A 26,274-nucleotide genomic window follows, 5' to 3' on the forward strand; every position below is an offset into this window, starting at 1 on the left:
ACGGCTTTTTGCGCAAAAATCAAAGGCTATAAATTGAACAAAAGTGACTTTTTTTTGCTCTTTTCGTATTGACATTTGATAACCGTATGACGAAGCGGTTTATTTGTGTGAATTTTGAACGGTCGTTGCTTTTATAATAAAAAATCTTTATTTTTTATTATGTAAAAAAATAGTAAAGCCTGTTAAATACAGGCTCTAGAAACGACTTTTGAGTTAATGCTCTAAATTTTTAAAAACGCACTATTATGCTTTTTTAATGCCACTGACTCGGGTCCAGTCGCCTTCAATGGCAATCTCATCAAGTTCAATAAAGGGCGCATATATATCGGCAACCGATTTTGCTTGCTCTTCTAAAATGCCCGACATGGCAATTTTACCACCTGGTTTTAATAATCCTAAAATCACACTATGAAGCTCACGCAGAGGTTGCGCTAAAATATTTGCCACAACAATATCGGCTGTAAATTCAGGCTGGTTTTCTGGTAGATAAACTTCAAGCTTGTCAGCAACGCCATTACGGTTAGCGTTATCTAAGCTTGCTTCTAGCGCTTGCGGATCAATGTCTATCCCTATCATTCGCTCTGCACCTAGTTTAATTGCTGCAATGCCTAATATGCCTGAACCACAACCAAAATCGACTACCGTTTTGCCGCTTAAGTCTTGGCTTTCAAGCCACTTTAAACACAGCGCGGTGGTGGCGTGCGTGCCAGTACCAAATGCAAGGCCAGGATCAAGTAGCACATTGACTGCGTCAGGGTCTGGAATATCGCGCCAGCTAGGGCAAATCCATAGTTTTTCGCCAAATTGAATAGGGTGGAAGTTATCCATCCATTCACGTTCCCAATCTTTGTCTTCGAGTTGCTCGATTTTGTAAACTAAATTGTCTTTGAGCTCATCATGGCGCTTTAATAACGCAACCACGGCGTTCATATCGTGATTAGCTTCGAACAGACCAATTACTGTGGTATCAGCCCAAAAAACGACAGTGCCAATTTTGGGTTCGTAAATAGGGGTGTCTTTAGCATCAATAAAAGTAACAGAAGCGCTACCAGCTTCCATTAATAAGTCACTAACTGCATCTGCGGTTGCAGCATTGGCATTGATACGGATTTGGATCCAAGCCATGTTTATTTCCTTGAAATAGAAAAAAGGCCGCTACAGCGGCCTTTTGAGTTAACTCATAATGTAACGCTAGATTATTTAGCGTCTAAAAAGCTTTTCAGTAAATCAGAGCGAGAAGGGTGACGTAATTTACGTAGTGCCTTCGCTTCAATTTGACGAATACGCTCACGTGTTACATCAAACTGCTTACCTACTTCTTCCAACGTGTGGTCGGTATTCATATCAATACCAAAACGCATACGCAGTACTTTCGCTTCACGGGCAGTTAAGCCAGCGAGCACATCGTTAGTTGCGCCACGAAGAGACTCCATTGTTGCCGAATCGATAGGCGAATCAATAGTCGTATCTTCAATGAAGTCGCCTAAGTGCGAATCTTCATCATCACCAATCGGTGTTTCCATTGAAATTGGCTCTTTTGCAATCTTAAGTACCTTACGGATTTTATCCTCAGGCATCATCATGCGTTCAGCTAATTCTTCTGGATTTGGCTCACGACCCATTTCTTGTAACATTTGACGTGAAATACGGTTCAATTTATTGATCGTTTCAATCATATGTACTGGAATACGGATCGTTCTTGCTTGGTCAGCAATAGAGCGAGTAATTGCTTGGCGAATCCACCACGTAGCATAAGTAGAGAACTTATAACCACGACGGTATTCAAATTTATCAACTGCTTTCATCAAACCAATATTACCTTCTTGAATTAAATCCAAGAACTGTAAACCACGGTTGGTGTATTTTTTAGCGATTGAAATTACCAGACGTAAGTTCGCTTCTACCATCTCTTTTTTAGCACGGCGCGCTTTCGCTTCACCAATACTCATGCGACGGTTTATATCTTTAATACGTTCAATGCTTAAGCCAGTGCTTTCTTCCATTGAAGAAAGTTTGCTAATACAACGAAGTATTTCAGGCTTCACTTCTTCAAGTTTAGCTGAATGCTTTTCGTTAGCTGCAATTTCAATATCAAGCCATGCTGTGTCAGTTTCGTTGTTTGCAAAGTGCTTAACAAAGGTTTTCTTTGGAAGCTTTGAAACTTGTACTGCATGCTTCATGATAAGACGTTCTTGAACGCGAACTCGGTCCATCATTTCACGCATGTTATTAACCATGCGGTCAAATTGTTTAGGCACAAGTTTAAAGGTTCTGAACAACTCACCAATTTCTAAAATAGCGGCTTGAGATTCTGGATGAGAGCGACCTTTCTTATCGAATGTTTCACGTGCTTTAGTGTATAAATCACGTAAGTTTTCGAAATGGATGCGCGCTTCTTCAGGATCTGGACCTGTATCTACTTCTTCTTCGTCTTCATCATCGCTGTCATCATCATCGTCGCTGTCATCAAGCTGTTTTTCGCTTAATTCAGAACCAATGTTAGTGGCAGCAATTGGTGGTGCTTCGTCTGCATCAGGATCGAAAAAGCCAGAGATAATGTCGCTAAGGCGCATCTCTTCTGCTTCAAACTTATCCCACTGTTCAAGTAGGTAAGTGATCGCTTCTGGGTATTCAGCAACCGAAATCTGTACTTGGTTAATGCCTTCTTCAATACGTTTAGCGATAACAATTTCGCCTTCACGGGTAAGAAGTTCAACAGTACCCATTTCACGCATGTACATGCGAACAGGGTCTGTTGTACGGCCGATTTCTTTTTCTACAGTAGCAAGGGCTGCAGCGGCAGCTTCCGCTGCGTCTTCGTCTGTCGTGGTTTCTTGCATCATTAATTCATCAGCATCAGGCGCGTTTTCGCTAACCTTGATACCCATGTCATTAATCATGCTAATGATATCTTCTACTTGATCTGAGTCGATAATATCTTGTGGAAGGTGATCATTAACTTCTGCAAAAGTTAAGTAACCTTGCTCTTTACCTTTTTGAATCAGAAGTTTTAATTGTGACTGAGGAGTTGGATCCATAGAGATTGTTTCTTCCACTCTGATAAGTTGATACAACAGGCGCCATCATGGAGTTTGCTCAAAGGCTAACCAGAATAATGTGACGCAGTGAATAGCACAGTATAACAGCCTAAATCAAATCTGACTAGCCGTTAGTCGTTTTTAACGCTGTCATTAGCAAATGACATTCTAGTCGTTCATCGCTATTTAAGCCCTGTGTCTTGTCTTTTATTAATAGGGTCTCTAGTCGATAATTTAAACACTGATCTTCAATAAATTTAAAAGTATTTTGAAAAACAGTCTCTAAACGCTCTTCATCTATTTGATGTTGCCATGTCGCCAACTTAGTTAATGGCTCATAGTCATCAGTGTCTCTAAATGATTCGAGAATTTGTGCAGTGGTAATGCCATCTTTTTGTAACGCTTGATGTTGTAGGCGTAATAACAAGCCGATTCCTGCAATATTCATTTGTGCTAAATCAGGCAAGTAGGGCACGCTTTTTGCCAAATTAGGGTGCTGAACTAAAATGCCTATCGCTTGGCGCATCGGTGTAATTTTAAATTTACGTTCAATTGCCTGCTGCTGTTTTGGTGTTTTTAAGTGATTATTGAGTTGCTCACGGGTGCGACCAATTAATCTGCCAAGTTGCTCCAAGATATTTTCTTGATAGAACTCACTTGGGATTTTTTCAATTAATGGCAGTGCTGCACTGAGTAACTTAGCCTTACCGGAATCGAGCGTTAAATCAATTTCTTTACTGAGTTTATTAAACAGCACTTTAGTGAAGTCATCGGCGTTTTCTAGCCGCTGCTCAAAAGCCTCTTTACCTTCTTGTTGAACGAGTGAATCAGGGTCTTCACCATCAGGTAGAAATACAAAATGCAGTGCTTTGCCATCGTTTAAGTAAGGAAGTGCATTTTCCAGTGCACGCCACGCGGCATCTTTACCTGCACGGTCACCGTCGTAGCAACAAATAACTTTGTCAGTGGTTCTAAATAAGGTGTGCATATGCTCGCTGGTTGTCGCTGTGCCGAGTGCGGCAACTGCGTATTCTATGCCTTGTTCAGCCAGCGCAACAACGTCCATATAACCTTCTACTATGAGTACATGATCGAGTTTTTTATGTGCTTGTTTTGCTTCATAAAGGCCGTAAAGTTCAAAGCCTTTGTGGAATATTCGTGTTTCAGGAGAGTTTAAATATTTTGGCCCCTGATCTGCTTGCATTACACGGCCACCAAAAGCAATGACGCGACCGCGTTTATCACGAATAGGAAACATTAAACGATCACGGAAAAAATCGAATTGCTTACCTGGCGTTTTTTCAGATGCGAGCTTTAGCTCAACTAATTGCTCTTTTTGTTCTTGATTACGTCCAAGCTGTTGGCAGAGGCCTTCCCATTCGCTGGGCGCATAGCCCATCATAAACTTTTTAACTGTTGCGCCGCTTAAGCCGCGACCTTTTACATAGTCTATTACTGTTTCAGAATTACTATGATGTTTTAACTGGTGTTGATAAAAACGCGCTGCATGGAGCATTAAATCGTAGTCAGAACGTTTTTGTGCTGCGGTGCGTTCTGGGCCATTACTACTTCCTTGTTCGCGAGGAACATCTAGGTTAAGTAAACTGGCTAGCTCTTCAATTGCATCAACAAACTCAAGTTTGTCATATTCCATAACAAAAGAAATAGCATTGCCGTTAGCGCCACAGCCAAAGCAATGATAAAACTGTTTATCTTGCGATACAGTAAACGAAGGCGATTTTTCATTGTGAAAAGGACAGCAAGCTTGATAGTCTTTGCCTGCTTTTTTCAACCCTACCTTTGAGTCAATCAGATCGACAATATCGGTTCGTGCCAATAAATCATCGATAAAGTTGCGTGGGATCTTTCCAGCCATTGTTTAAAGTACAGCCCTAAGGTAAATATAAAAGTGTTAAAAGCGAATTATAATACGCAGAGATTGGAACACAAATGCATATTTTTTTGAAGTGCTCTAAACGAAGAAACCGAGCTCAAGGCTCGGTTTACTTCAATCATACTTAATGTATGTGGGAGTATTAGGCAGTTAATCGTTGCTTAATTAAACCTGAGATTTTGCCCATATCGGCACGACCTTCGGCTTTGCTTTTGATTATACCCATTACTTTACCCATGTCTTGCATACCTGCTGCGTTAGTATCAGCAATAGCCGCGTCAATGAGAGCAATAATTTCTTCTTCACTCAATTGTTGAGGTAAAAAAGCTTCAAGTGCTGTAATTTCATTGGCTTCAATATCAGCTAAATCATCACGCCCAGCATCTTTATACTGAGTGTAAGAGTCGCGACGTTGTTTAACAAGCTTCACTATAACGGAGGTAATACCTGCGTCGTCTAGTGTTATTTGCTCGTCAATTTCACGTTGCTTGATTGCAGCAAGTACCATACGAATAGGGTTAAGACGTTGTTTGTCTTTGGCTCTCATCGCATCTTTTTGCGCATCTTTTAGCGTTATTAAAAGGCTCATTTATACAAGACCTAATATATTAGTATAATTTAACGCGACGAGCGTTATCACGAGAAAGTTTTTTCATGTGACGTTTAACAGCAGCTGCTTTTTTACGCTTACGCTCAGCTGTTGGTTTTTCATAGTGCTCGCGACGACGAACTTCTGAAAGGATACCTGCTTTTTCACATGAACGCTTGAAGCGACGAAGTGCTACGTCAAACGGTTCGTTCTCTCTTACTTTAATTACTGGCATTAAAAATTCACCTACCTAAATTATGAGCGTTGCTCAAGTTGATCAAACATTGATCAAGTGGTTCAAAAATGGTGCGGTATTGTAATCCGAAGCAACACCACATGTAAAGGATAATATTAACAGAAACGCATCAGCTAAAACAGTGTTAATTTATATGCCGTTGGTACAGCCGACAAAAAACCTGGCCCGCCTTTTTTTCTTTAATTAACAACCAGTTATTTGGTGCTTTAAACGAGGTTAGCTCAGTTTCTACTTCAACATATATCAATGCTTCGGGGTCGAGCCATTGATTATTTTCCAATAAATCACAGCATGATTGAGCTAAATTTTTGCGAAATGGTGGGTCAATAAAAACCAAATTAAATGTGTCACTGGTGTTTTTTCTCTCTAAAAACGTCAGTGTATTAGTATTAACGACTTGCGCGTTTTGTGCATCAAGCGTCGCAATGTTTTGCTCTAATTGTTTTGCTGCTTGTGAATCAAGCTCTATAAATGTGGTGTGTTTTGCAAAACGCGACAATGCTTCAAATCCCAATCCACCGGAACCGGCAAAGCAATCGAGAGTGTGCGCATCGCGGGTATCGTGCATCAACCAATTAAACACTGTTTCTTTAATTCGGTCGGTTGTGGGACGCAGACCTTGAACATCTTTTACTGGCAGTTTTCGACCGCGAAATTGGCCGCTAATGATTCTAATAACCCCATCAGCTGATTTATGAGTGGTGTTATTTTGTGTGGTTTTTTTTCTCATTTAACTCACTAAAAATTGGTATCTATGATCTAGCTCAGATAATATTGCAATCATATCACGGCGTGTCATTTTTCAACTGCGCTAAAAGTGTTACTATTATGCACCCTCGAGGATAACGTGTTGCTAAAAGCAATTATTTAGGCTTAAAAGCACGCTATCATTATCGTTAGTTTATCAGATTTTTATAAGTGGTTATTAGCAAGTATGGCAAAAAAAAGTAAATTCATGTCGTGGCTCGGTTTTGGCAAGTCAGATAAAAAACAAGCAGAAGCTGATAAACAACAAGCATTAGCAAAAGAGCAGGCAGAAAAAGCCGAGCAAGAACGTTTAGCTGCAGAGCAAGCCGAAAAAGCCGAACAACAGCGTATAGCAGCTGAAGCTGAAGCCGAACGTTTAGAACAAGCCCGAATTGCAGCTGAACAAGCTGAAGCAGAACGTTTAGCGCAAGAGCAAGCTGAAAAAGCCGAACAACAAATAGCTGCCGAAAAAGCAGAGACAGAGCGTTTAGAGCAAGAAAAACAGGCGCAAGCACAACGCGCTGCGGCAGCAGAAAAACAAGCGATTGAACAAGCTAACGCCGAGCTATTAGCTAAACAACAGGCAGATGCCGAGCAGCAAAGACAAGAGCAAGCTAAGCGTTTGGCTGAACAAGAAGCGCAAATGTTGTTACAGCAAGAGCGTATAGCAGCTGAAAAAGCAGAAGCTGAACGTTTAGAGCAAGAGACACAGGCGCAAGCTCAACGCGCTGCGGCAGCAGAAAAACAAGCGATTGAACACGCTAATACAGAGCTATTAGCTAAACAACAGGCGGATGCAGAGCAGCAAAGACAAGAGCAAGCTAAACGTTTAGCTGAACAAGAAGCGAAAATGTTGTTAGAGCAAGAACGTATCGCGGCTGAACAAGCTGAAAATGAACGTTTAGAGCAACAGCGTATTGCAGCAGAGCAAGCTGAGAATGAGCGCTTAGAACAACAGCGTATTGCAGCAGAGCAAGCTGAGAATGAGCGTTTAGAGCAACAGCGCATTGCAGCAGAGCAAGCTGAAAATGAACGTTTAGAGCAACAGCGTATTGCAGCAGAGCAAGCTGAGAATGAGCGTTTAGAGCAACAGCGCATTGCAGCAGAGCAAGCTGAAAATGAACGTTTAGAGCAACAGCGTATTGCAGCAGAGCAAGCTGAAAATGAGCGTCTAGAACAACAGCGTATTGCAGCAGAGCAAGCTGAGAATGAGCGCTTAGAACAACAGCGTATTGCAGCAGAGCAAGCTGAGAATGAACGTTTAGAGCAACAGCGTATTGCAGCAGAGCAAGCAGAGAATGAACGTTTAGAGCAACAGCGTATTGCAGCAGAGCAAGCTGAAAATGAGCGCTTAGAACAACAGCGTATTGCAGCAGAGCAAGCAGAGAATGAACGTTTAGAGCAACAGCGTATTGCAGCTGAAGAAGAGGCTGAGCGTCTAGAGCAACAGCGACTGACCGCAGAGCTTGCAGAGGAAGAAGCAAAGAAAGCGGAAAAACCTAAAAAAGAAGGCTTTTTCTCTCGTCTCAAAAAAGGCTTACTTAAAACTCGAGTTAATATTGGCTCTGGTTTTTCGTCAATTTTTAGCGGTAAAAAAATTGACGACGAGTTATTTGAAGAGCTAGAGACTCAGTTACTTACTGCTGATCTCGGTGTTGATACCACCATGAAGCTCATTGATAATTTAACTGATGCAGCCGATCGCAAGCAACTTAAAGATGGTGATGCGCTTTATGAGCTTATGAAACAAGAAATGGCAACTATGCTAAAAACAGCAGAGCAGCCTTTAGAAATACCAGCAGATAAAAAACCTTTTGTTATTTTAATGGTAGGGGTAAACGGCGTAGGTAAAACCACCACCATTGGTAAAATGGCCAAGCAATTCCAAAATCAAGGTAAGTCGGTCATGCTTGCTGCCGGTGATACTTTTAGAGCTGCAGCGGTAGAGCAGCTTCAAGTATGGGGTGAACGTAACAGCATACCGGTAATAGCTCAACATACAGGTGCTGATAGTGCATCGGTAGTATTTGATGCTTTTCAAGCTGCAAAAGCACGTAATGTCGATGTGTTAATTGCTGATACAGCAGGGCGCTTGCAAAATAAAGATAACTTAATGCAAGAGCTTGAAAAAATAGCTCGTGTAATGAAAAAAGTAGACCCTGATGCACCTCATGAAGTGATGCTGACTATTGATGCTGGTACAGGCCAAAATGCAATTAGCCAAGTAAATTTATTTAATCAATGTGTAGGTTTAACCGGTATCACATTATCAAAGCTTGATGGTACTGCTAAAGGTGGGGTTATTTTTGCCGTTGCCGATAAGTTTAATATTCCTATTCGTTACATTGGCGTAGGTGAAAGTATTGATGATTTACGTACCTTCAAGAGCGATGACTTTATTGACGCGCTATTTAGTCAAGATGAGGACGACGCTTAATTTACCAAAAGGGAGCCTGCTCCCTTTTTAATTGCGAGGAATACCATTTTATTTAGAGCCTAAGGCTAACAATAAATTGGCAATAATAAAAAATGATAAATTTTCAGCAAGTAAGTAAAACCTATGCCGGTGGACACCGCGCGCTTGAAAAAGTGAACTTTCATATAAAGCCTGGCGAATTGGCCTTTCTAACTGGCCACAGTGGGGCTGGTAAAAGTACACTATTAAAGCTTATTAGCTTAATGGAACGTCCTTCTGCAGGAAACGTGTTTATTAATGGCGTGGATTTAAATAAATTAAATTCCCGTCAAATTCCGTATGCACGTCGCGACATTGGTATTATTTTTCAAAATCATCGATTATTAGAGCGATACACGGTATTTGATAACGTTGCTTTGCCCTTAATTATTGAAGGGACTCACCACAAGCAAATTGCCAAACGTGTGCATGGAGCGCTTGATAAAGTGGGTTTGTTAGATAAAGTGCGCTGTCACCCTTCTACACTTTCTGGTGGTGAACAACAACGAGTAGGGATTGCACGAGCCATCGTCAATTCGCCACCTATATTGCTAGCCGATGAACCTACCGGTAACTTAGACCCTGAATTATCAATGGAAATATTACGCCTGTTTGAAGACTTTAATAAACATGGCACCACGGTTTTAATTGCCACTCATGATTTGGGCTTAGTGTCACGGATGAAGTACCGCAGTTTAACGCTTCATGATGGACGAATGAGCCAAGATCCACTGGCTGAGGGGGTATTATGAGTTTACTGTTCAAAAGCCGTCAAAATAGTAATGATAAACAAAAAAAGTCAGTATTCTCTGGCGGTTACTTTTTTATTATTAATATTTTTCGCCAAGGTGTGTACAGTCTAGGAGAAATGTGGCGCACGCCATTGGCTTCAATGATGACCATTGCAGTACTCGGTTTGAGTTTAACGTTGCCTGCAACACTATATTTAGTGGTAAAAAATGTGCAGCAAGTGAGTAGTGGTTTTGAGCAAGCCAGCGAAATATCCTTGTTTGTAAAAGAAAATATGAGCGAGCAAGAAACGCAAACCTTAGTTAAACGTTTAGCGCTATATCCCGAAATACAAACTGTGACTTTTATTTCTCGCACTGAGGCTTTGGATGAGTTCAAAGAAATGTCTGGCTTTGGTCAGGCTTTAGAGTATTTAGATACCAACCCGTTACCGAATGTAGTTTTAGTCACACCAACACAACGACATAGCCAACCTAATGCAGCTAAGCAATTGCTTAAAAAACTTGAAGCCGAACGCGAAGTTGACTTTGGTAAGCTTGATATTGCTTGGCTTGAGCGCCTAAATGCATTACTAAGTTTGTTAAAAGAGAGTGTAATTACTATTGCGCTATTATTACTTACCTCAGTGACGCTTATTATAGGCAATACAATTCGTTTATCTATTATGGATAAAAAAGAAGAAATACAGGTAATGAAGCTAGTAGGGGCAACCAATACCTTTATACACGCTCCCTTTTTATGGACTGGCATTTGGTATGGCGTGATTGGCGGATTGTTTGCCTTTATTTGTGTAGCATTAATGATGTGGTGGCTATCTGCTGCAGTAAGCAGTGTTGCAGGGGTGTATCAAACCAGTTTTACGCTAATAGGGCTTAGTCTTAATGAGTTTGGCGCGTTGGTATTACTTGCTACTAGTTTAGGTTTTATTGGTTCTTACTTATCGGTTAATCGTTACATCTCAGAAATAGAACCTGATAAGGTTTAGGGCCCTAATATAATTCTTAAAACTGTCATGTTTTGAGTTTAAAATAATAAAAAAGCCAAAGCAAAAAGGTTATTTTTGTTTTGGCTAAATCAATTCATAGGTTATTCAGTCGCCTAGCGTAGACTGACTTAACACTAAAAAAACCACTTGATTTATGATTCAAAAAAGTTTTAAATTCAAGTTAGCACTCTTACTAAAAGAGTGCTAAGATGGTTTCAAATGTTTATCACCGAGGTGAAAAATGAGTAAAGATTTATACGCAATGGCACTTACAGTTGGGCAACAAAGCGCAAGTATGGACGGCTACCTTCAAGCTGTTAGTACTATTCCTATGCTTAAAGTTGAGCAAGAGCAGGAACTTGCAAAAAGACTTCAGGAAGAAGGCGATCTTAGTGCTGCAAAGCAACTCATTATGTCGCATTTGCGCTTTGTAGCGCACATAGCTAAAAGCTACTCGGGTTACGGGTTACCTCAAGCTGATTTAATTCAAGAAGGTAACATCGGACTGATGAAAGCAGTAAAACGTTTTGACCCATCAGTGGGTGTACGTTTGGTTTCATTTGCCGTTCATTGGATTAAAGCCGAAATTCATGAGTTTGTGCTTAAAAACTGGCGTATCGTTAAAGTAGCGACGACCAAAGCACAACGTAAATTGTTTTTTAACTTACGTAAAAATAAAAAGCGTTTAGGTTGGTTTAACCAAGCTGAAGTGAGCACAGTAGCTAGCGAGCTAGGTGTGAGTGAAAAAGAAGTACGTGAAATGGAATCGCGTATGAGCGGCCAAGACATGGGCTTTGATTTAACTGGCGACGATAATGATGACGCGCCAACAAGTACTTACTCACCGGTACAGTACTTAACCGATGGTTCTGCTGATTTAGCTGACGACATTGAACAGCAACAATGGCAAGAACAGTCACATACGCGTTTATTTAGCGCTTTGAAAACTCTCGATGAGCGTTCTCAAGATATTGTTAGTGCTCGTTGGCTGTCAGACGATAAAGCAACACTGCAAGAGCTGGCTGAAAAATACAGCGTATCAGCAGAGCGTGTTCGCCAGCTGGAAAAAACAGCAATGAAAAAATTACAAAGCGCGATGAGTTAATCGCACTAAAAACTGATTAAGCCCTGCATGAAAATGCGGGGCTTTTTTTTAACTAAAAAAGCTAACTAAAAAGGTTAATAGAAAGTATCGTTTTTCTTGTTCTGCTTACCTCTAGTCACATCTATGTATCTTTTAATTAAATATACGCTCTTTAAAATTAATGAATAAGTTTGGTTTTAATTTAAATACATGATTTTAGTTTGTTTTTAATTTGGGTATATGAAAATATTCGCGCACCTGAGCGACTTATCGCTCAAATCGTAGCCTAAATTAAGTCATTTAATTGCTGGTTTGTTGCCTTTCAATTTCATTTAACGCGAGTATTTACACTCAATATGAACTCATATTCACTAAAGAAAAAAATCTTGCTATCGGTCGTTCTTGCCCTAGCCGTTATTATTGTATTGCTGTCGTGGAATAGCTATACCTCTCAAAAAGCGTTACTGCTAAAAAGCAGCATTGATAACGTAAGCCAATCTGGTAAGCAACAGGCTACGAGTATTGAAGATTGGCTAGCTAGTCGTCAGCAGATAATTAAATCGGTTGCGAATAAGGTTGAGGGCAACACGCTCAGCGCACTTCAGCAAGCAGCATTTTCAGGTGGCTTTCAGTTAACTTACTTTGGAGATAGTAGCGGAAAAATGACTGACTCTGATCCCAGTATTGATCGCACCGGCTACGATCCGCGCACTCGTCCATGGTATAAACAAGCACTGCTTCAAAGTAGCACCGTAATTACCAAACCTTATTTAGATACCGCGTTTAATCAGTTGGTTGTTTCTATTGCTAAAACCACGCAAAGCGGTGTGGTTGCGGGGGATTTATCGATTGAGGCCTTGGTTGATAGCGTCAATACAATGTCTTTGCCTGCAGATGGGTACGCCATTATGATGCATAAAGATGGCACTGTGATTGCCTACAAAGACGCTAGAAAAGTAATGGCAGATATTACGCGTATTGACTCGAAAATAAATCATCAATTAATTTTATCTAACAGTCAAAACGGTGAATTTACTCCTGTTTACTTTGAGAGTGAAGGCCGAGAGAAGCTAGTTTGGGGTGAAAACATTAACAATACAGATTGGCAGTTGTTGTTTGTATTGGATAAACAAACTTTAGAGGCTCCGCTTATTAGTTTATTGCTGACCCAATTAGTGCTGGTTGCAGTAGCACTTTTACTGAGTGTGTTGGCTATTTCATGGTTATTGGGTGTATTGCTCGCTCCTTTGAGCCGAGTGTCGCAAGCTTTATCAACAATTGCAGATGGTAACGGTGATTTAACCCAGCGTATAACTGTTGATACGCAAGATGAAGTTGGGGTTCTGGCTGATAGTTTTAATCGTTTTGTTAGTAGCCAACATGAACTGATCAGTCATATTCGTCAATTAGCTACTGACTTAGACTTTGATGCAGAGAAAAGCTTGATCACCAACCAAAGCAGTGTCAGTGAGTTGCAGCGTCAGCAACAAGAAGTGGCTATGGTTGCTACCGCGGTCACAGAAATGGCGAGTGCAACCCATGAAATTGCCGCTAATGCAGAAAACACCGCAACCGCATCGCAACAATCGGCACAAAGTAGCCGTGAAGGTAAGCTGTTAGTTGATAAAACCAGAAACACGATTAATTCACTCGCGGGCGAAATAGACCAAACTACCACAGTTATTGGTGAATTAAGTTTGCATGCTCAGGCTATATCGAGCATTTTAACTACCATTCAAGAAATTGCTGAGCAAACAAATCTCTTAGCACTTAATGCTGCAATAGAGGCCGCCCGTGCGGGAGAGCAGGGGCGTGGTTTTGCAGTGGTTGCCGATGAAGTGCGCGTGTTATCAAGAAGAACACAAAACTCTACAGCCGAAATTTATACCACTATAGAAACCTTACAAAACACCACTAAAAAAGCAGTGAGCTTGATGGACAGCAGTAAGGGCTATGCCAACAATAGTGTGGATGATGTAAATGCTGCTGCACACGCACTAGAAGAAATTACTTTGGCGGTAAATGAGATTTCTGATATGGCGGGTCAAATAGCGGTTGCAGCAGAAGAGCAAACGCAAGTGACCAATGAAATTACTAGAAATACGGTTGCTATTAAAGATGTAACCGATGAAATAACTACCTCAGCTACCGCGCATTTAAGCCAAGCCGAAGTATTAAAAGACAGAGCTACAGATCTAAATGCCAAGGTAGCGACATTTGTTTTATAAATACCATACTTATAATTGAGTTAAATTAACTGTTGGAGTAAGGCGTTCGCTTACTCCATCAGTTTAATGAAATGGCTTGTTGTTGGGCTATTTGTACATACTTACGTTCTACCAGCTGTGATACTGGTACCAGTTCAAATCCTTGCTCGATTAATTGCGGCAAAGCTTGGCGTAAAAAATCGATAGTTTCGGGGTAGGGGTGTGCTATTGCAATGGCAAACTGATATTTAGTTGCTTTTGACTTTAGCTCTTCTAGCCTAAATTGTAGCTGCTCAGGGGTAGTTATATTATCTAAAAATACATGCCGACCAATATTTTCTACCCCCAAAAAGTTAGCTGCATTTTGCGCCTGGCTTAATTCGGTTGTTCGGCTATCGAGAAAATACAACTGACGCTTTTTAAGTACTTCCATGGTCCACTTCATTGCTTGGCTTTGCTGAGTGAGTGCAGAACCCATATGATTATTAACCCCTTTAACTTGTGGCAAACTCGCCAGTGCATTACCGAGTGTTTGTTGAAGTTGTGCTTTATCCATATTTAAAGTAAGCGCCCCAGGGCCTAGCTTTTTGCCATTTAAAGCTTGCATAGGCACATGCAACAGGAGCTCTTTATTTGACTGACTAGCAAGGGTTGCAAATATTTGAGAATAGGGGGTGTGAGGCAAAATTGAATAAGACAATTGCCCAGGTAAACTTAGGAATTCTAGGTCACGTTGATGATAACCTATGTCATCGATCACTATGGCTATTTGTTTGGCTTTAACACCATGGGGTGTAGCAAATAGGATTAAAAAAAGCCCAGCTAACACCATTAAATTTATAATTTTCACGTTTTATAATTTTTATTATCTTTAAATAGTTTACCGTTTTTATTGCATGCTAAGTAGCTGTTTTGCTTTTACTAACTGGATATCGGCTAATTCTTCAGCGTTAAAAACGGTGTTTTGTTCTAATTGTTCATTTTTTATTATAACGGCTTTATTTGTTTGTGGAAGTGTTGTTTGATTAATCGCCACATTTGGAGTTACGCCAATCCCTTCAATAGACTCTCCCAGTGGCGTAAAGTAACGTGCGGTGGTTAGTTTTAAGGCGGTATCGCCGTCGCCTAATGGAATAAGTGATTGCACTGTTCCTTTACCAAACGACTGACTCCCTACTATTTTTGCACGTAGATTTTCTTTTAACGCTGCAGCCAGTATTTCTGCTGCTGAGGCTGAATTTTCATTAATCAGGACAACAATCGGAGCACCTTTCAAAATATCGCCGCGTTTAGCGTAAAAAGATTGGTTCGAATCATAAAAGCGCCCTTTGGTCGTTACAATTAAGCCATCTTGAAGAAACAGGTCTGCTACCGCAACTGCACTCTTTAAAGTGCCTCCCGGGTTATCTCGTAAATCAATAATTAGGCCTTTTAATGAATGGCCATAATGGTTTTGCATGGCGGCTATTTGCAAGGCAACTTCATGCAAAGTGTGATTAGAAAAGTTATTAATAGCGATATAACCGCTACCTGAGTCAAGTAGTTGCTTGGTTACACTCGTTAGCTTAATTTGTTTTCTACTTAGATTAAATATTAGCGGTGTTTGAGTGTTATTACGGGTAATACTTAGCTGTACTTTACCGTTAGCGCTGTCTTTGATGTATTGTGCAACTAAATCAATCGGACTGTTTTCTACATAGTGCTGATTAACGGCAGTAATTATATCGCCTGAGCGAAGTCCTGCTTGTTTGGCTGGTGAATTATTAATCACTTTAACAATCGTGGTGCGTTGCTCGATGCTTTTTACTTCTATACCTAGGCCGGTATAGCGACCATTCGTGTTATTAAATAATGCATTTAGCTCATTTTTATCTAAATACTTAGAGTAGGCGTCGAGCTTAGAGTATAAGCGTTCAAATTGAGACGAGTTGTATTCAATATACTCACTGTTTTGCAGTGCTAAATCATCAACGTAGTAGGTGTGAATATTAAACAGTATTTCATTTATTTTTTGGCTTTCTAAGTCTTTAACCGAGCTTGCATAGGCAGTATTTATAAAGCCAAAAAACACTAATAAAACAAATAAGATAAAACAAAAGCAGGGGGCTCGCTTTTTCACAGAAGTTTTTTGTTGGCAAATGTGTGTGTTTATCATAACTGCCTCTAACAGGATGCAGCTATTTTGATATTAAATACGCCTGCACCATTTTATGGGATTAACAGCACGCCCTTTATGACGTATTTCAAAGTATAGACCAGAATCGGCTTGTCCACCGCTTTGCCCAACTAATGCAACACTTTCACCTTCTCTGACCATATCACCCACGTCTTTTAGCAAGGTTTGTGCGTGTCCGTATAAGCTCATAAAACCTTGACCATGGTCAAGTACGATTACCCAGCCATAGCCTTTTAACCAGTCGGCAAATACTACTTGGCCATTATCAATGCTATTAACTGAAGTCCCTTCAGATGCAGAAATTAATACACCTTTCCAGTTTATTCCGCCGTGCTTACGTTGACCAAACCTATGCGCTAATTTTCCTTTGCTCGGCCAGTTTAATTTTCCTTTATTACGATTTAAGCCAAGTAGTTCAATTTTTGTGACTTTTTCTTCTTCTTCAAGTTCTTTTATTGTGGCGATCAGAGTTTGTTCGTTTTCTTCTAAATAGCTAATGGAATTTTTGGTTTTATTTAACTGCTTTTTTAGGTTTTGTAAGCTTGCTTGGCGCTCATTTTTAGCCCCAAGAAGTGCTGCTTGTCGTCTTTTTTGTTCTTCAAATAAAGCAACGAGCCTCTCTTTTGTTTTCGCAAGCTCAGCTTGATTTTTTGCAATCTCAACTTGCAGTGCTTTAAGATCATCAAGTTGCTTTATACGAGCTTTATTCAGGTAGTTATAGTAGCTAAGTGTGCGTTCAAATTTGGCGGTATCTTCTTGGTTAAGTAGCATTTTTGAATAGTCATCGCTACCTGCCATATAAGCACTTTTTAACTGTGCTGCTAAAATACGTTGAAATTGGGCTTGTTGTTTTTCAAGCTTTGCCGCGCGTTGTTGTTGCTCTGCTTGCTGTTGTTGTGTTTTTTTAACGGATTGCTCAGCCATATTAAGTGCTTTAGCGTTTTTCGCTATAGCGAGCTCATGTGTTTTTAGTTTTTGCTGCTGTTTAGCTATTTCTTTTTGCTGTTGTTGAAACTCAGCTTGGCTTTGCTCTAAAGCAACTTGTACTTGGGATAGGTCTTTTTTGGTACGATCTTCATTAGCCACTGCAACGCCAGTGGCTAATGAGTTTAGTACACATATACACGCAATGATGCGGCATGCGCTTTTATTCATAAATTATTTCAACACCATAATTGGCGAACCTGTCATTTCTGCAGGTTGTTCCAAACCCATTAAATGCAGCATAGTAGGTGCAACATCGCTCAAGGCTTTACCGGTATGCGCTTGTGCGTCACGACCTACATAAATAAAGGGTACTGGCTCGCTAGTATGTGCTGTGTGCGCTTGGCCTGTTTTAAGGTTTGCCATTTGCTCTGCATTACCATGATCAGCAGTTATTAGTGCTTCTCCACCATATTCTTTAAGGGCATCAACTACACGACCAATACAGCTATCTACTGCTTCACAGGCTTTAACTGCCGCTTCAAATACACCTGAGTGGCCGACCATATCGCCATTAGGGTAGTTACAAATAATGGCATCATACTTTCCACTTTTTATTGCTGCAACGAGTTTATCGGTAAGCATTTGTGAGTTCATTTCTGGCTGTAAATCATACGTTGCTACTTGAGGAGATGGGATCAGCTCGCGAGTTTCGCCGTCAAACTCATTTTCGCGTCCGCCACTAAAGAAAAAGGTAACGTGGGCATATTTTTCAGTTTCAGATATACGTAGCTGAGTTTTACCTTGTTTTTCAAACCATTCGCCAAGTACGTTATTAAGCGGCGTTGGGCCAAAAGCCACTGGCGCATCAATATCAGCAGCGTACTCAGTCATCATCACAAAGGCACTAAGCTCGGGCGATTTTTTCTTATTAAAGCCGTCAAAATCAGGTTCGACAAAGGCGCGAGTGATTTCGCGTGCGCGGTCTGCTCTAAAGTTGGCAAATATAATGGTGTCGCCATCATTTACTTTTACTGATTCGCTACCTTTTGGGGTAATAGTACTTGCTGCTACAAATTCGTCATTTTCATCGCGCTCATAAGCCGCGTTAAGTGCGTTTACGCCATCTTCATAATCAAAGTCGCTTTCACCTAGGGTGATTAAATTATACGCTTTTTCAACACGGTTCCAGCGGTTGTCTCTGTCCATGGCATAGTAACGACCAATTAATGAGGCTAAACGGCCACATTTAAGTTCGCTAAACAAGGCTTCAATACGCTCAATTGATGCTTTAGCGCTGCGTGGGGGAGTATCTCTGCCATCTAAAAAGGCATGAAAGTACACCTCTTTAGCGCCGCGTTTTGCAGCCAATTGTATACTCGCCACAATATGATCTTCGTGACTATGAACGCCACCAGGGCTTAGCAGTCCCATAATATGAACGGCTTTGTTGGCATGAACAGCTTTATCAATGTTTTCAACCAGTGCAGGGGTTGTATCAAATTCGCCATCATCAATGGCTTTTGTGATGCGAGTAAAATCTTGATACACAATACGACCAGCACCTAAATTAACGTGGCCAACCTCAGAATTACCCATTTGACCAACAGGAAGACCCACATCTAAACCCGAAGCTGAGATTAATGTATGAGGGCGAGTTGCCCAAAGCTCATCTAATACAGGGGTATTAGCAGCTAAAATGGCATTGCTTTGCTCATCTTCTCTGTATCCCCAGCCATCTAAAATCATTAATACCAGTGGTTTTTTATGCTCTGTCATAGTCACTCCTGAATAATTAGCGTTGCTAAAATACACGCTAACATTAATGCCAACATGCCAAGCTTAAGCATACCGTGTTTTATAGCTAGGATCAGCAATGAAAAGAAGATATTAAAAATTTTCAATGAGCTCACTCTCTCAATTGAATATTTTAAAGGGTTAGGTTATTTTTCAGTTAAAAGAGCACTACATTGTGGCTTTCACGCGTGCTTAAACTCGCATTTTTAGCTGATTTGGGTATACTTGCGCGGCTAATCCCTATTTTATTCAAGTATTGAATAGGCTTGTGGGGTAAGTTAAGCCTATGTGTAGGTAAAACTCAGAGTAGCCTAGCAGTGCTCTAAATTGACTTATTGATGAGTGACTGCTCATTGTGTAAGTACAATAAATATGAATTAAATACCTAAAACACCTTGTTTTAGCATGTAACTTTATAGTGGAAGTCGAATGGATCAATATATTGAATTTGTCTCAAATCATCCAATTCTAAGCCTAGCTTGGGTTGCGATTGCGTTTCTTATTGTTAGTGGCGCAATAAAAAGTAAATTTTCAGCAATTCGTCAGATCAACCCTCAGCAGTTAACGTTACTTATTAACCGCGAAGACGGTCAGGTTGTTGATATGCGCGGGCAAAAAGAGTTTAAAACAGGTCATATTGCCGGTGCTGTGCATTTAAACCCAGAAAAAGCTAAAGAATCTGATTTCTCAACCCTTGAAAAGTATAAGAGCAAACCCATTATAGTGGTATGTGCTGCAGGCATGACTGCCTCAGGTGTTGCAACCGCAATGCATAAAGCAGGCTATGAACAGGTTTATGTTTTATCTGGCGGTATGGGTGCGTGGCAATCAGCAAGTCTGCCAACAACAAGCGGTCGCTAATATCTCTTAGCTAAACCGATTAAGGATTAATTATGAGTAACGTTGTTTTATACACCAAAGGATATTGTCCTTTTTGTCATCGCGCATTAGCGCTGTTAGACAGCAAAGGTGTAGAATACACAAACATTGATATTGGCGTTCAGCCAGAGCTTCGCGATGAAATGATCGCCAAAGCCGGTGGCGCAAGCACGGTTCCACAAATTTTTATCAACGATGAACACATCGGTGGCTGTGACGACATGATGGCACTAGAAGCACAAGGTCACCTTGACGCTAAGCTGAGTGCTTAATTTAATTAATTATAATAAATAACAGGTTAGGAATAACAATGAACGAACAAAATCAAAATGCAGCAGCAGAAGCTGATGCAGGCGCACAGTTTACTATTCAACGTATTTACACTAAAGATGTGTCGTTTGAAACGCCAAATTCACCAGCTATTTTTCAAAAAGAGTGGGCTCCAGAAGTAAAATTAGATTTAGATACACGCTCTAATAAGCTTGATGAAGGTGTTTACGAAGTTGTTTTAGCGTTAACTGTAACAGCATCTATCGGTGAAGAAACTGCGTTTTTGTGTGAAATTCAACAAGCAGGTATTTTTACTATTGCTGAAGTTGAAGAGATGCAATTAGCACACATGTTAGGTGCATTCTGTCCTAACGTGTTATTCCCATATGCACGTGAAGCGGTATCGAACTTAGTAAACCGTGGTACGTTTCCACAACTTAATCTTGCGCCAGTTAACTTTGACGCATTATTTGCACAGTACATGCAGCAACGCACAGCGCAAGCTGAGCAGGCTTCAGCAGACGCATAATTTATGAATACAGCAACATCAGCTGTTACTGTTTTAGGGGCGGGGTCATATGGCACCGCCCTTGCTATTTGTTTAGCCCGAAATGGTCACAAAGTGACTTTATGGGGGCGCAATAGCCAAGACGTTGCGACGCTTGCAGCTGAGCGAAAAAATCAACGTTACTTACCTGATATTCCTTTTCCTGACACCTTAATTCTTGAAGCCGATTTACAGCATGCAACAGCAGCTAGCGATATTGTTTTAGTTGTTGTGCCAAGTCATGCGTTTGCTGACACGTTAAAGCAAATTAAACCGGCTTTGCGCTCTGATGCAAAAATAGCGTGGGCTACTAAAGGGCTTGAGCCAAATACTGGGCGTTTATTGCAAGAAGTGGCAGTGCAAGAACTCGGTGAAGAAGTACCATTAGCAGTGCTTTCGGGGCCAACTTTTGCCAAAGAAATGGCTAAGGGCTCACCAACCGCTATTTCGGTGTCATCAACGTCATCAGCATTTGCGAAACAAATTGCCGATTTATTACATTGCGGTCGCTCGTTTAGAGTGTACAACAATGACGACTTTATTGGCATACAGCTTGGTGGTGCGGTTAAAAACGTAATTGCTATTGGTGCAGGGATTTCTGATGGTGTTGGCTTTGGTGCAAATGCACGTACCGCGCTTATTACCCGTGGTTTAGCAGAGTTATCGCGTTTGGGTTGTGCCCTAGGTGCAAAGCCAGAGACCTTTATGGGGATGGCTGGGTTAGGCGATTTAATTCTAACCTGTACCGATAATCAGTCGCGCAATCGCCGTTTTGGTTTAGCCTTAGGTAAAGGTGAAAGTGTTGATGATGCGATTGCATCAATCGGCCAAGTAGTTGAGGGATTTAGAAATACCAAAGAAGTGTATTTACTCGCGCAGCGTGCTGGTGTTGAAATGCCAATCACTGAGCAAATATACAAAGTACTTTATGAAAATAAAGACATGAAAGCAGCTGCTATGGCCTTATTAGGTCGTGAACAGAAATCAGAATAAAACGAACTGCTAGGTTTTAGGTGACAGGTATTTTGTTTACCTAAAACCTAAAACCTAAAACCTAAAACCTAAAACCTAAAACCTAAAACCTAAAACCTAAAACCTAAAACCTTATTGGGCGTTTGGAAAACCAAGCTGGCGCCAAGATTCATACACAAACACAGCGACCGCATTAGATAGATTCATACTGCGGCTATCGGCTTGCATAGGAATACGCACGCGTTGCTCGTTTGGCAGTGCTTGAATCATGTCATCAGGTAAGCCTCGGGTTTCTGGGCCGAATACTAAGCAATCACCCGCTTCATACTGTGCTTGGTGATGAAACTGACTACCTTTAGTGGTGCACGCATACACTTTTTTAGGCTGGCACTTTTCTAAGTAAGCTTCAAATGAAGCATGACGTTGCACATGACTAAATTCGTGATAATCAAGGCCAGCGCGTTTTACACGTTTGTCATCCCACTCAAACCCTAACGGTTCAATTAAATGCAGTGCATAGCCTGTATTGGCACATAAACGAATGATATTCCCGGTGTTAGGCGGAATTTCAGGTTGGTATAAAACAATATCCAGCACAATAAGCCCTATAAAATCTTTAATTTGACGGGCTCAGTATACACGAACAATGAATAAAAAATGATATACTGAAAACATTAAATACAGCATAAAACGGAAAGATACGTGCATAATCGCAGTTATGAATTTTGGGTCAAGGCCTCTAGCATCGTGACCATGGTCATGGTTAGCCTAATGATTGCGACCAAAGCATGGGCGTGGCTGGCGTCGGGTTCGGCGTCAATGCTTGGCTCATTAACCGACTCATTAATGGATATCACAGCGACACTAATGAGCTTTTTGGTTTTATCGTATGCACTGCGTCCTGCTGACGATGACCACCGATTTGGTCACGGTAAAGCGGAGGCGCTTGCAGGGTTAGGGCAAGCTGCCTTTATTGCAGGCTCGGGTTGTTTATTGGCGTTTCACGGTATTGAGCGACTCATTAACCCCGTAGAGCTGACACATTCATTATTAGGTGTTTGGGTAAGCATTTTTGCCATAGTGTGTACATTAGTGATTGTATTTGTGCAAAATAAAGTCGTGAAGCATACAGAATCAATCGCTATAAAAGCCGATTCTGTGCACTACAAAGGCGATTTAATTTTAAATGCAGCGGTGCTACTTGCCATTTTACTTGCTTATTATGGGGTGCTGTATGCTGACCCTTTGTTTGCGATAGGTGTGGCAGGGTATTTACTTTATAACAGCTGGGATATAGCAACAGAGAGTGCCTCACACTTAATGGATAAAGAGCTGCCCGATGAAGAAAAGCAAAGCATTTTTGAGATAGCGCGTAACCATGATGACGTTTATGGGGTGCACGGTATTCGCACTCGACAAGGCGGTAAAGTTAAGTTTATTCAGCTGCATTTAGAGCTTGATGACAATTTACCACTTATTCGTGCCCATAAAGTAGCAGATGAAGTAGAAGCCATGATAAGTGCTCGTTTTGAATCTGAGGTAGATATACTCATTCACCTCGATCCGCTTTCTGTTTTAGTGAATTCTAAAACTGCTCAAGAAGTAACAGACTCACAAAACTGATAAAAATTAGTTAATAGCGGCTTTCGAATTTCGTCACGTTCAAAAAGTAGCTCGTGTTTTGCATCTTCAAAACTCTCGATTTTTGCATGAGCATGCCTTTTTGCAAAACTATACTGCGCTTTGTTATTAACCACTGTATCGCTAGCTGCACTTGCTATAAACAATGGAATTGGTACGTTTAGATTATCAATCGACTTTAAGAATGATATCGTAGCTGCGAGCCAGCCAAACGTAACGCCACCTAATTGTATGTTAGGTTCTAATTGATAGGCTTGCCTAAAGTAGGTGTAACGCTCCTCGCTGCTAGTAAGTACGTTTTCTGTAAATGGGATTGGGTTGTAGTTGCCTTGTCCAAATGCATAGCAAGAGTGTAAACCAAGCCAAGTGGCTAAGTTAACAATAAATTGCGTTGGTATTTTTGGTACGTCTTTTGTAAAAATATCAAACATAGGCGCAGACAAAAACACACCTTTATAGCTGTTTTCAAAATTAGCTAAATAATCAACTGCTATCGCGCTACCCATTGAATGAGCCAGCATGATTTTTTTACCTTGCCAATGCTTTGAAACTATTTGCTGATCAAAGTTATTAAGGTCATTGCTGTAGTTATTATAATGTTTTACAAAGCCTTTATGCTTATTTTTAAGATGCCTGTAAGAGCGCCCCTGACCTTGGTGATCCATAATAAACACAGCAAAATTATTACAGTATAGCTCCCATATCAGTTCTTTATACTTTTCTAGGCCCTCAACACGCCCCGTACTTATCACTACTGCAGTGGTAGCATTGTTAGGGATTGCGTATGCGTAAAATAACTTTCCTGCAGGTGTATCTAAGTAGCTTTTAGTTAAATGTGAAGTATAAAAAACACTAATGGCCTCTTGATTACTCTCAAGCTGGGCTTCTGAACTATAAAACATGCTTTACTCTTTGATTAACGGCAAGGTTATATTAGCACACAAGCCACCTTGTTCTTTATTCGATAAGACTAAATTTCCGCCATGCGCTATTACCGCATTTTTTGCAATGGCTAACCCTAACCCCGTACCCCCGCTGATGCGGTCCCGGGCATCTGATTGCCTAAAAAACGGTTCACACAACTTATCAAGTTGCGCTTTAGGTACGCCTGGACCATCATCACATATTTGTATGTATATGGTATCACTGTGTTTTAAGCTGATACTAATAGTATGTTGTGCATATTTAATGGCGTTGCGCAGAATGTTCTCTAAGGCACTGGCAATCAACATTTCGTCGCACTCTATATTTACTTCAACATTACCGTATACAACTAGGGTTTTATTGTGCTGTTTTGCTTCAAACTGAGCATCGTTAATCACATGGTCAACAATCACTTGCAGTGACTGTGTTTGCAGCGATAAAGGTTGGCTATTAGCTTCTAAGCGCGATACTTGCAATACATCGGCTATCATTTTATCTAATTGATTAGCTTCTTTTTCAATACGCAGTAAATACGATTGGCTTGCTTCACTTGCTTGCATTTGTGCCAACCCCGTAGCCATTTTTAAACGGGTTAGCGGAGAGCGTAATTCATGGGATATATCGGCTAATAAGCGCTTTTGAGCGCTAAGTAGCTGCTCAAGTTGATCAGCCATACGGTTAAAGTCGCGCCCTAAAACTCCAAGTTCATCTTTTCGCTGACTATTTATCGCCGCGCGCGCACTTAAATCGCCGTTTGAGAGCTTGATTGCTGCTTGTTTTAAGCTATTTATAGGGGCAATTAAGTTACGACTAAATAAAAAACTTAATGTAAGTGAGGCGATAATTGCAATGGAAATTTTTAACCAAACGGGTAATAATCTTAAGCGAATAAAGAGTGGTCGCTGCTGATTGATATCGATTTCATATAACTCAAATTCCCCTTCAGGAACCCGAATGCGTACAGGGCCAAAAGCTTGGTAATATTCAGTAAAAATAACCTGTGGCGACATGCCCTTACTAAAGTTAAGTAAGCTTAAATCAATATTGTTCTCAACATTTTTACTGATCAACACTTCATCGCTATTTTGCGAATTTAAATAAAGTAACTTACGTTTAGTTAAACGCGGATGAGTAATAATGTCATTAATTGAGCGCTTGTGTTTATGTGCGCTACGCTCGATACCTCGTGCCAAATATTCTAGGTTTTTTTGCATCGGCCCTTGTAGTGGATCATGGCTAATGGCGTTTATTAGTGAAATATTACTTAAGAAAAAGAGCGCTGTAAAAGTGCCTATAATCGTCAGCCAAAACCACGTAAAGACCTTAAAAAATAAATAATACCGTGGGTGGCGAAGCCAACTAAAACGCAGAGGTTTATTCTCCTTGGATGAAGACATAACCCGTTCCCCTCATTGTTTTAATTTTATCGCCCTCAATATGCTCGGCTATTTTTTTACGAATATTACTCACATGCATATCTATAGAACGGTCGAAAGATGCTAAGCGTCTGCCTAATACATCTTCGCTTATTTGCTCTTTGCTAATTACATCTGGCGCGTGTTTTATCAATAAAGCGAGTATTTCGTATTCGGTGCCCGTTAATGTGAGGGGAGTGTTATTAATACTGGCCTCTCGCGCAGCAAAATTAATAGTAATACCATTTAAAGAGAGCTTTTTATTAGTGTTATTGCTTACACTATTTATATGTTCAATGCGGCGAGTAATTGCTTTTACGCGGGCAAGGAGTTCTCTGTGATTAAACGGCTTTGGTATGTAGTCGTCAGCGCCGAGCTCTAAACCAAAAATACGGTCAAAGTCTTCTCCTTTAGCGGTCAACATAATCACTGGTGTTAATTTACTTTGCCTGAGTTGCTTCAGCACTTCAAAGCCATCTATAGAGGGCAGCATAACGTCTAGTAATATAAGCGCGTAATCGTTTTGCAAGGCAAGCTCTAAGCCTTGTTGACCATCATGTGAGGTTTGAACGCTAAAGCCCTGTGCACTTAGGTATTCGCTTAATAATTCGCATAAACCGGTATCATCATCAATCATTAATAGTTTCATATATAAAGCCTTACGCGCTGTTTATGGTTTTATTTTACGCGTTTAATGTATCAATAGTTAGTCTTTACATAACCT

Annotated in this window: 24 protein-coding genes; 10 read left to right on the forward strand and 14 right to left on the reverse strand. The window is 40.7% G+C overall.

All coding sequences use genetic code 11. The features are described from left to right. Positions 1-243: 243 nt before the first annotated feature. The 6 genes from prmA to rsmD all read right to left on the reverse strand — a co-directional run bounded on the left by prmA (position 244) and on the right by rsmD (position 6,507). A complete protein-coding gene (prmA, locus tag DK924_RS00530; RefSeq protein WP_054202602.1) occupies positions 244-1,125 on the reverse strand; it encodes a 50S ribosomal protein L11 methyltransferase in 882 nt (293 codons plus the stop codon). A gap of 71 nt (positions 1,126-1,196) precedes the next feature. Beyond that, positions 1,197-3,038, reverse strand: coding sequence for an RNA polymerase sigma factor RpoD (rpoD, locus tag DK924_RS00535; protein WP_010391796.1), 1,842 nt, complete (start codon positions 3,036-3,038; stop codon positions 1,197-1,199). A 124-nt stretch (positions 3,039-3,162) separates the two neighbouring features. Further along, positions 3,163-4,914, reverse strand: a complete 1,752-nt coding sequence (dnaG, locus tag DK924_RS00540) for a DNA primase (RefSeq protein ID WP_109874083.1) — start codon at positions 4,912-4,914, stop codon at positions 3,163-3,165. Between the two features lie 160 nt (positions 4,915-5,074). Continuing rightward, positions 5,075-5,521, reverse strand: coding sequence for a GatB/YqeY domain-containing protein (locus tag DK924_RS00545; protein WP_016899740.1), 447 nt, complete (start codon positions 5,519-5,521; stop codon positions 5,075-5,077). A gap of 19 nt (positions 5,522-5,540) precedes the next feature. Continuing rightward, the gene (rpsU, locus tag DK924_RS00550; protein WP_002957797.1) at positions 5,541-5,756 is read right to left on the reverse strand and encodes a 30S ribosomal protein S21; all 216 of its coding nucleotides are present in this window, start codon (positions 5,754-5,756) and stop codon (positions 5,541-5,543) included. Between the two features lie 145 nt (positions 5,757-5,901). Further along, positions 5,902-6,507 (reverse strand): 16S rRNA (guanine(966)-N(2))-methyltransferase RsmD, encoded by a 606-nt coding sequence (rsmD, locus tag DK924_RS00555; RefSeq protein WP_013465959.1) that lies wholly within the window; start codon positions 6,505-6,507, stop codon positions 5,902-5,904. Positions 6,508-6,711: 204 nt separating this feature from the next. On the opposite strand from rsmD, the gene ftsY reads away from it, so the two are divergent. The 5 genes from ftsY to DK924_RS00580 all read left to right on the forward strand — a co-directional run bounded on the left by ftsY (position 6,712) and on the right by DK924_RS00580 (position 14,026). Further along, positions 6,712-8,961: a signal recognition particle-docking protein FtsY gene (gene ftsY, locus DK924_RS00560; RefSeq protein WP_109874084.1), complete on the forward strand. Its 2,250-nt coding sequence runs from the start codon at positions 6,712-6,714 to the stop codon at positions 8,959-8,961. Positions 8,962-9,053: 92 nt separating this feature from the next. Further along, on the forward strand, positions 9,054-9,731 hold the full coding sequence (gene ftsE / locus DK924_RS00565) for a cell division ATP-binding protein FtsE (RefSeq protein WP_008114891.1): 678 nt from the start codon (positions 9,054-9,056) through the stop codon (positions 9,729-9,731). Continuing rightward, the gene (gene ftsX, locus DK924_RS00570; protein ID WP_008114892.1) at positions 9,728-10,714 is read left to right on the forward strand and encodes a permease-like cell division protein FtsX; all 987 of its coding nucleotides are present in this window, start codon (positions 9,728-9,730) and stop codon (positions 10,712-10,714) included. Before ftsE ends, ftsX begins: the two co-directional genes overlap by 4 nt. Before the next feature lie 241 nt (positions 10,715-10,955). Beyond that, positions 10,956-11,819, forward strand: a complete 864-nt coding sequence (gene rpoH / locus DK924_RS00575) for an RNA polymerase sigma factor RpoH (RefSeq protein ID WP_008114893.1) — start codon at positions 10,956-10,958, stop codon at positions 11,817-11,819. A gap of 335 nt (positions 11,820-12,154) precedes the next feature. Next, positions 12,155-14,026, forward strand: coding sequence for a methyl-accepting chemotaxis protein (locus DK924_RS00580; protein WP_109874085.1), 1,872 nt, complete (start codon positions 12,155-12,157; stop codon positions 14,024-14,026). A gap of 58 nt (positions 14,027-14,084) precedes the next feature. Here DK924_RS00580 and DK924_RS00585 read toward each other — a convergent pair whose 3' ends face one another. The 4 genes from DK924_RS00585 to gpmM are packed head-to-tail and all read right to left on the reverse strand — an operon-like array spanning position 14,085 to position 18,884. Then, positions 14,085-14,837 (reverse strand): divergent polysaccharide deacetylase family protein, encoded by a 753-nt coding sequence (locus DK924_RS00585; protein WP_109874875.1) that lies wholly within the window; start codon positions 14,835-14,837, stop codon positions 14,085-14,087. Between the two features lie 57 nt (positions 14,838-14,894). Then, positions 14,895-16,160 (reverse strand): S41 family peptidase, encoded by a 1,266-nt coding sequence (locus DK924_RS00590; protein ID WP_010391823.1) that lies wholly within the window; start codon positions 16,158-16,160, stop codon positions 14,895-14,897. 33 nt (positions 16,161-16,193) lie between these two features. Further along, the gene (locus tag DK924_RS00595; RefSeq protein WP_010391825.1) at positions 16,194-17,336 is read right to left on the reverse strand and encodes a murein hydrolase activator EnvC; all 1,143 of its coding nucleotides are present in this window, start codon (positions 17,334-17,336) and stop codon (positions 16,194-16,196) included. A gap of 3 nt (positions 17,337-17,339) precedes the next feature. Continuing rightward, positions 17,340-18,884, reverse strand: a complete 1,545-nt coding sequence (gene gpmM, locus DK924_RS00600; protein WP_109874086.1) for a 2,3-bisphosphoglycerate-independent phosphoglycerate mutase — start codon at positions 18,882-18,884, stop codon at positions 17,340-17,342. 447 nt (positions 18,885-19,331) lie between these two features. Here gpmM and DK924_RS00605 point away from each other — a divergent pair, with 447 nt between their 5' ends. Genes DK924_RS00605 through gpsA form a run of 4 tightly spaced genes read left to right on the forward strand, consistent with a single transcriptional unit; the run spans position 19,332 to position 21,591 of the window. Beyond that, positions 19,332-19,763 (forward strand): rhodanese-like domain-containing protein, encoded by a 432-nt coding sequence (locus DK924_RS00605; protein WP_010391832.1) that lies wholly within the window; start codon positions 19,332-19,334, stop codon positions 19,761-19,763. 32 nt (positions 19,764-19,795) lie between these two features. Beyond that, entirely contained in the window at positions 19,796-20,053 is a 258-nt protein-coding gene (gene grxC / locus DK924_RS00610; protein WP_010391834.1) for a glutaredoxin 3, read from the forward strand. A 38-nt stretch (positions 20,054-20,091) separates the two neighbouring features. Continuing rightward, complete coding sequence (gene secB / locus DK924_RS00615; protein WP_010391837.1) at positions 20,092-20,580, forward strand: protein-export chaperone SecB; 489 nt, start codon at positions 20,092-20,094, stop codon at positions 20,578-20,580. Positions 20,581-20,583: 3 nt separating this feature from the next. Continuing rightward, complete coding sequence (gene gpsA / locus DK924_RS00620) at positions 20,584-21,591, forward strand: NAD(P)H-dependent glycerol-3-phosphate dehydrogenase (RefSeq protein ID WP_109874087.1); 1,008 nt, start codon at positions 20,584-20,586, stop codon at positions 21,589-21,591. A 111-nt stretch (positions 21,592-21,702) separates the two neighbouring features. Here gpsA and trmL read toward each other — a convergent pair whose 3' ends face one another. Beyond that, the gene (gene trmL, locus DK924_RS00625; protein ID WP_010391841.1) at positions 21,703-22,167 is read right to left on the reverse strand and encodes a tRNA (uridine(34)/cytosine(34)/5-carboxymethylaminomethyluridine(34)-2'-O)-methyltransferase TrmL; all 465 of its coding nucleotides are present in this window, start codon (positions 22,165-22,167) and stop codon (positions 21,703-21,705) included. 156 nt (positions 22,168-22,323) lie between these two features. On the opposite strand from trmL, the gene DK924_RS00630 reads away from it, so the two are divergent. Beyond that, the gene (locus tag DK924_RS00630) at positions 22,324-23,193 is read left to right on the forward strand and encodes a cation diffusion facilitator family transporter (RefSeq protein ID WP_109874088.1); all 870 of its coding nucleotides are present in this window, start codon (positions 22,324-22,326) and stop codon (positions 23,191-23,193) included. Here DK924_RS00630 and DK924_RS00635 read toward each other — a convergent pair. From DK924_RS00635 to DK924_RS00645, 3 genes are read right to left on the reverse strand one after another with little or no spacing between them, the layout of a single operon-like run. Then, the gene (locus DK924_RS00635; protein ID WP_109874089.1) at positions 23,166-24,113 is read right to left on the reverse strand and encodes an alpha/beta fold hydrolase; all 948 of its coding nucleotides are present in this window, start codon (positions 24,111-24,113) and stop codon (positions 23,166-23,168) included. The genes DK924_RS00630 and DK924_RS00635 overlap by 28 nt on opposite strands. Positions 24,114-24,116: 3 nt before the next feature. Next, a complete protein-coding gene (locus DK924_RS00640; RefSeq protein WP_109874090.1) occupies positions 24,117-25,532 on the reverse strand; it encodes an ATP-binding protein in 1,416 nt (471 codons plus the stop codon). Next, entirely contained in the window at positions 25,510-26,199 is a 690-nt protein-coding gene (locus DK924_RS00645; RefSeq protein ID WP_109874091.1) for a response regulator, read from the reverse strand. Before DK924_RS00645 ends, DK924_RS00640 begins: the two co-directional genes overlap by 23 nt. Positions 26,200-26,274 lie beyond the last annotated feature (75 nt).

The organism is Pseudoalteromonas sp. meg-B1 (assembly GCF_003173795.1).
GTDB lineage: Bacteria > Pseudomonadota > Gammaproteobacteria > Enterobacterales > Alteromonadaceae > Pseudoalteromonas > Pseudoalteromonas undina.

Coding starts and splice junctions, on each gene's coding strand:
- prmA (WP_054202602.1), bottom strand. CDS start 1,125: ATGGCTTGGATCCAAATCCGTATCAATGCCAATGCTGCAACCGCAGAT.
- rpoD (WP_010391796.1), bottom strand. CDS start 3,038: ATGGATCCAACTCCTCAGTCACAATTAAAACTTCTGATTCAAAAAGGT.
- dnaG (WP_109874083.1), bottom strand. CDS start 4,914: ATGGCTGGAAAGATCCCACGCAACTTTATCGATGATTTATTGGCACGA.
- DK924_RS00545 (WP_016899740.1), bottom strand. CDS start 5,521: ATGAGCCTTTTAATAACGCTAAAAGATGCGCAAAAAGATGCGATGAGA.
- rpsU (WP_002957797.1), bottom strand. CDS start 5,756: ATGCCAGTAATTAAAGTAAGAGAGAACGAACCGTTTGACGTAGCACTT.
- rsmD (WP_013465959.1), bottom strand. CDS start 6,507: ATGAGAAAAAAAACCACACAAAATAACACCACTCATAAATCAGCTGAT.
- ftsY (WP_109874084.1), top strand. CDS start 6,712: ATGGCAAAAAAAAGTAAATTCATGTCGTGGCTCGGTTTTGGCAAGTCA.
- ftsE (WP_008114891.1), top strand. CDS start 9,054: ATGATAAATTTTCAGCAAGTAAGTAAAACCTATGCCGGTGGACACCGC.
- ftsX (WP_008114892.1), top strand. CDS start 9,728: ATGAGTTTACTGTTCAAAAGCCGTCAAAATAGTAATGATAAACAAAAA.
- rpoH (WP_008114893.1), top strand. CDS start 10,956: ATGAGTAAAGATTTATACGCAATGGCACTTACAGTTGGGCAACAAAGC.
- DK924_RS00580 (WP_109874085.1), top strand. CDS start 12,155: ATGAACTCATATTCACTAAAGAAAAAAATCTTGCTATCGGTCGTTCTT.
- DK924_RS00585 (WP_109874875.1), bottom strand. CDS start 14,837: ATGGTGTTAGCTGGGCTTTTTTTAATCCTATTTGCTACACCCCATGGT.
- DK924_RS00590 (WP_010391823.1), bottom strand. CDS start 16,160: ATGATAAACACACACATTTGCCAACAAAAAACTTCTGTGAAAAAGCGA.
- DK924_RS00595 (WP_010391825.1), bottom strand. CDS start 17,336: ATGAATAAAAGCGCATGCCGCATCATTGCGTGTATATGTGTACTAAAC.
- gpmM (WP_109874086.1), bottom strand. CDS start 18,884: ATGACAGAGCATAAAAAACCACTGGTATTAATGATTTTAGATGGCTGG.
- DK924_RS00605 (WP_010391832.1), top strand. CDS start 19,332: ATGGATCAATATATTGAATTTGTCTCAAATCATCCAATTCTAAGCCTA.
- grxC (WP_010391834.1), top strand. CDS start 19,796: ATGAGTAACGTTGTTTTATACACCAAAGGATATTGTCCTTTTTGTCAT.
- secB (WP_010391837.1), top strand. CDS start 20,092: ATGAACGAACAAAATCAAAATGCAGCAGCAGAAGCTGATGCAGGCGCA.
- gpsA (WP_109874087.1), top strand. CDS start 20,584: ATGAATACAGCAACATCAGCTGTTACTGTTTTAGGGGCGGGGTCATAT.
- DK924_RS00630 (WP_109874088.1), top strand. CDS start 22,324: ATGGTCATGGTTAGCCTAATGATTGCGACCAAAGCATGGGCGTGGCTG.
- DK924_RS00635 (WP_109874089.1), bottom strand. CDS start 24,113: ATGTTTTATAGTTCAGAAGCCCAGCTTGAGAGTAATCAAGAGGCCATT.
- DK924_RS00640 (WP_109874090.1), bottom strand. CDS start 25,532: ATGTCTTCATCCAAGGAGAATAAACCTCTGCGTTTTAGTTGGCTTCGC.
- DK924_RS00645 (WP_109874091.1), bottom strand. CDS start 26,199: ATGAAACTATTAATGATTGATGATGATACCGGTTTATGCGAATTATTA.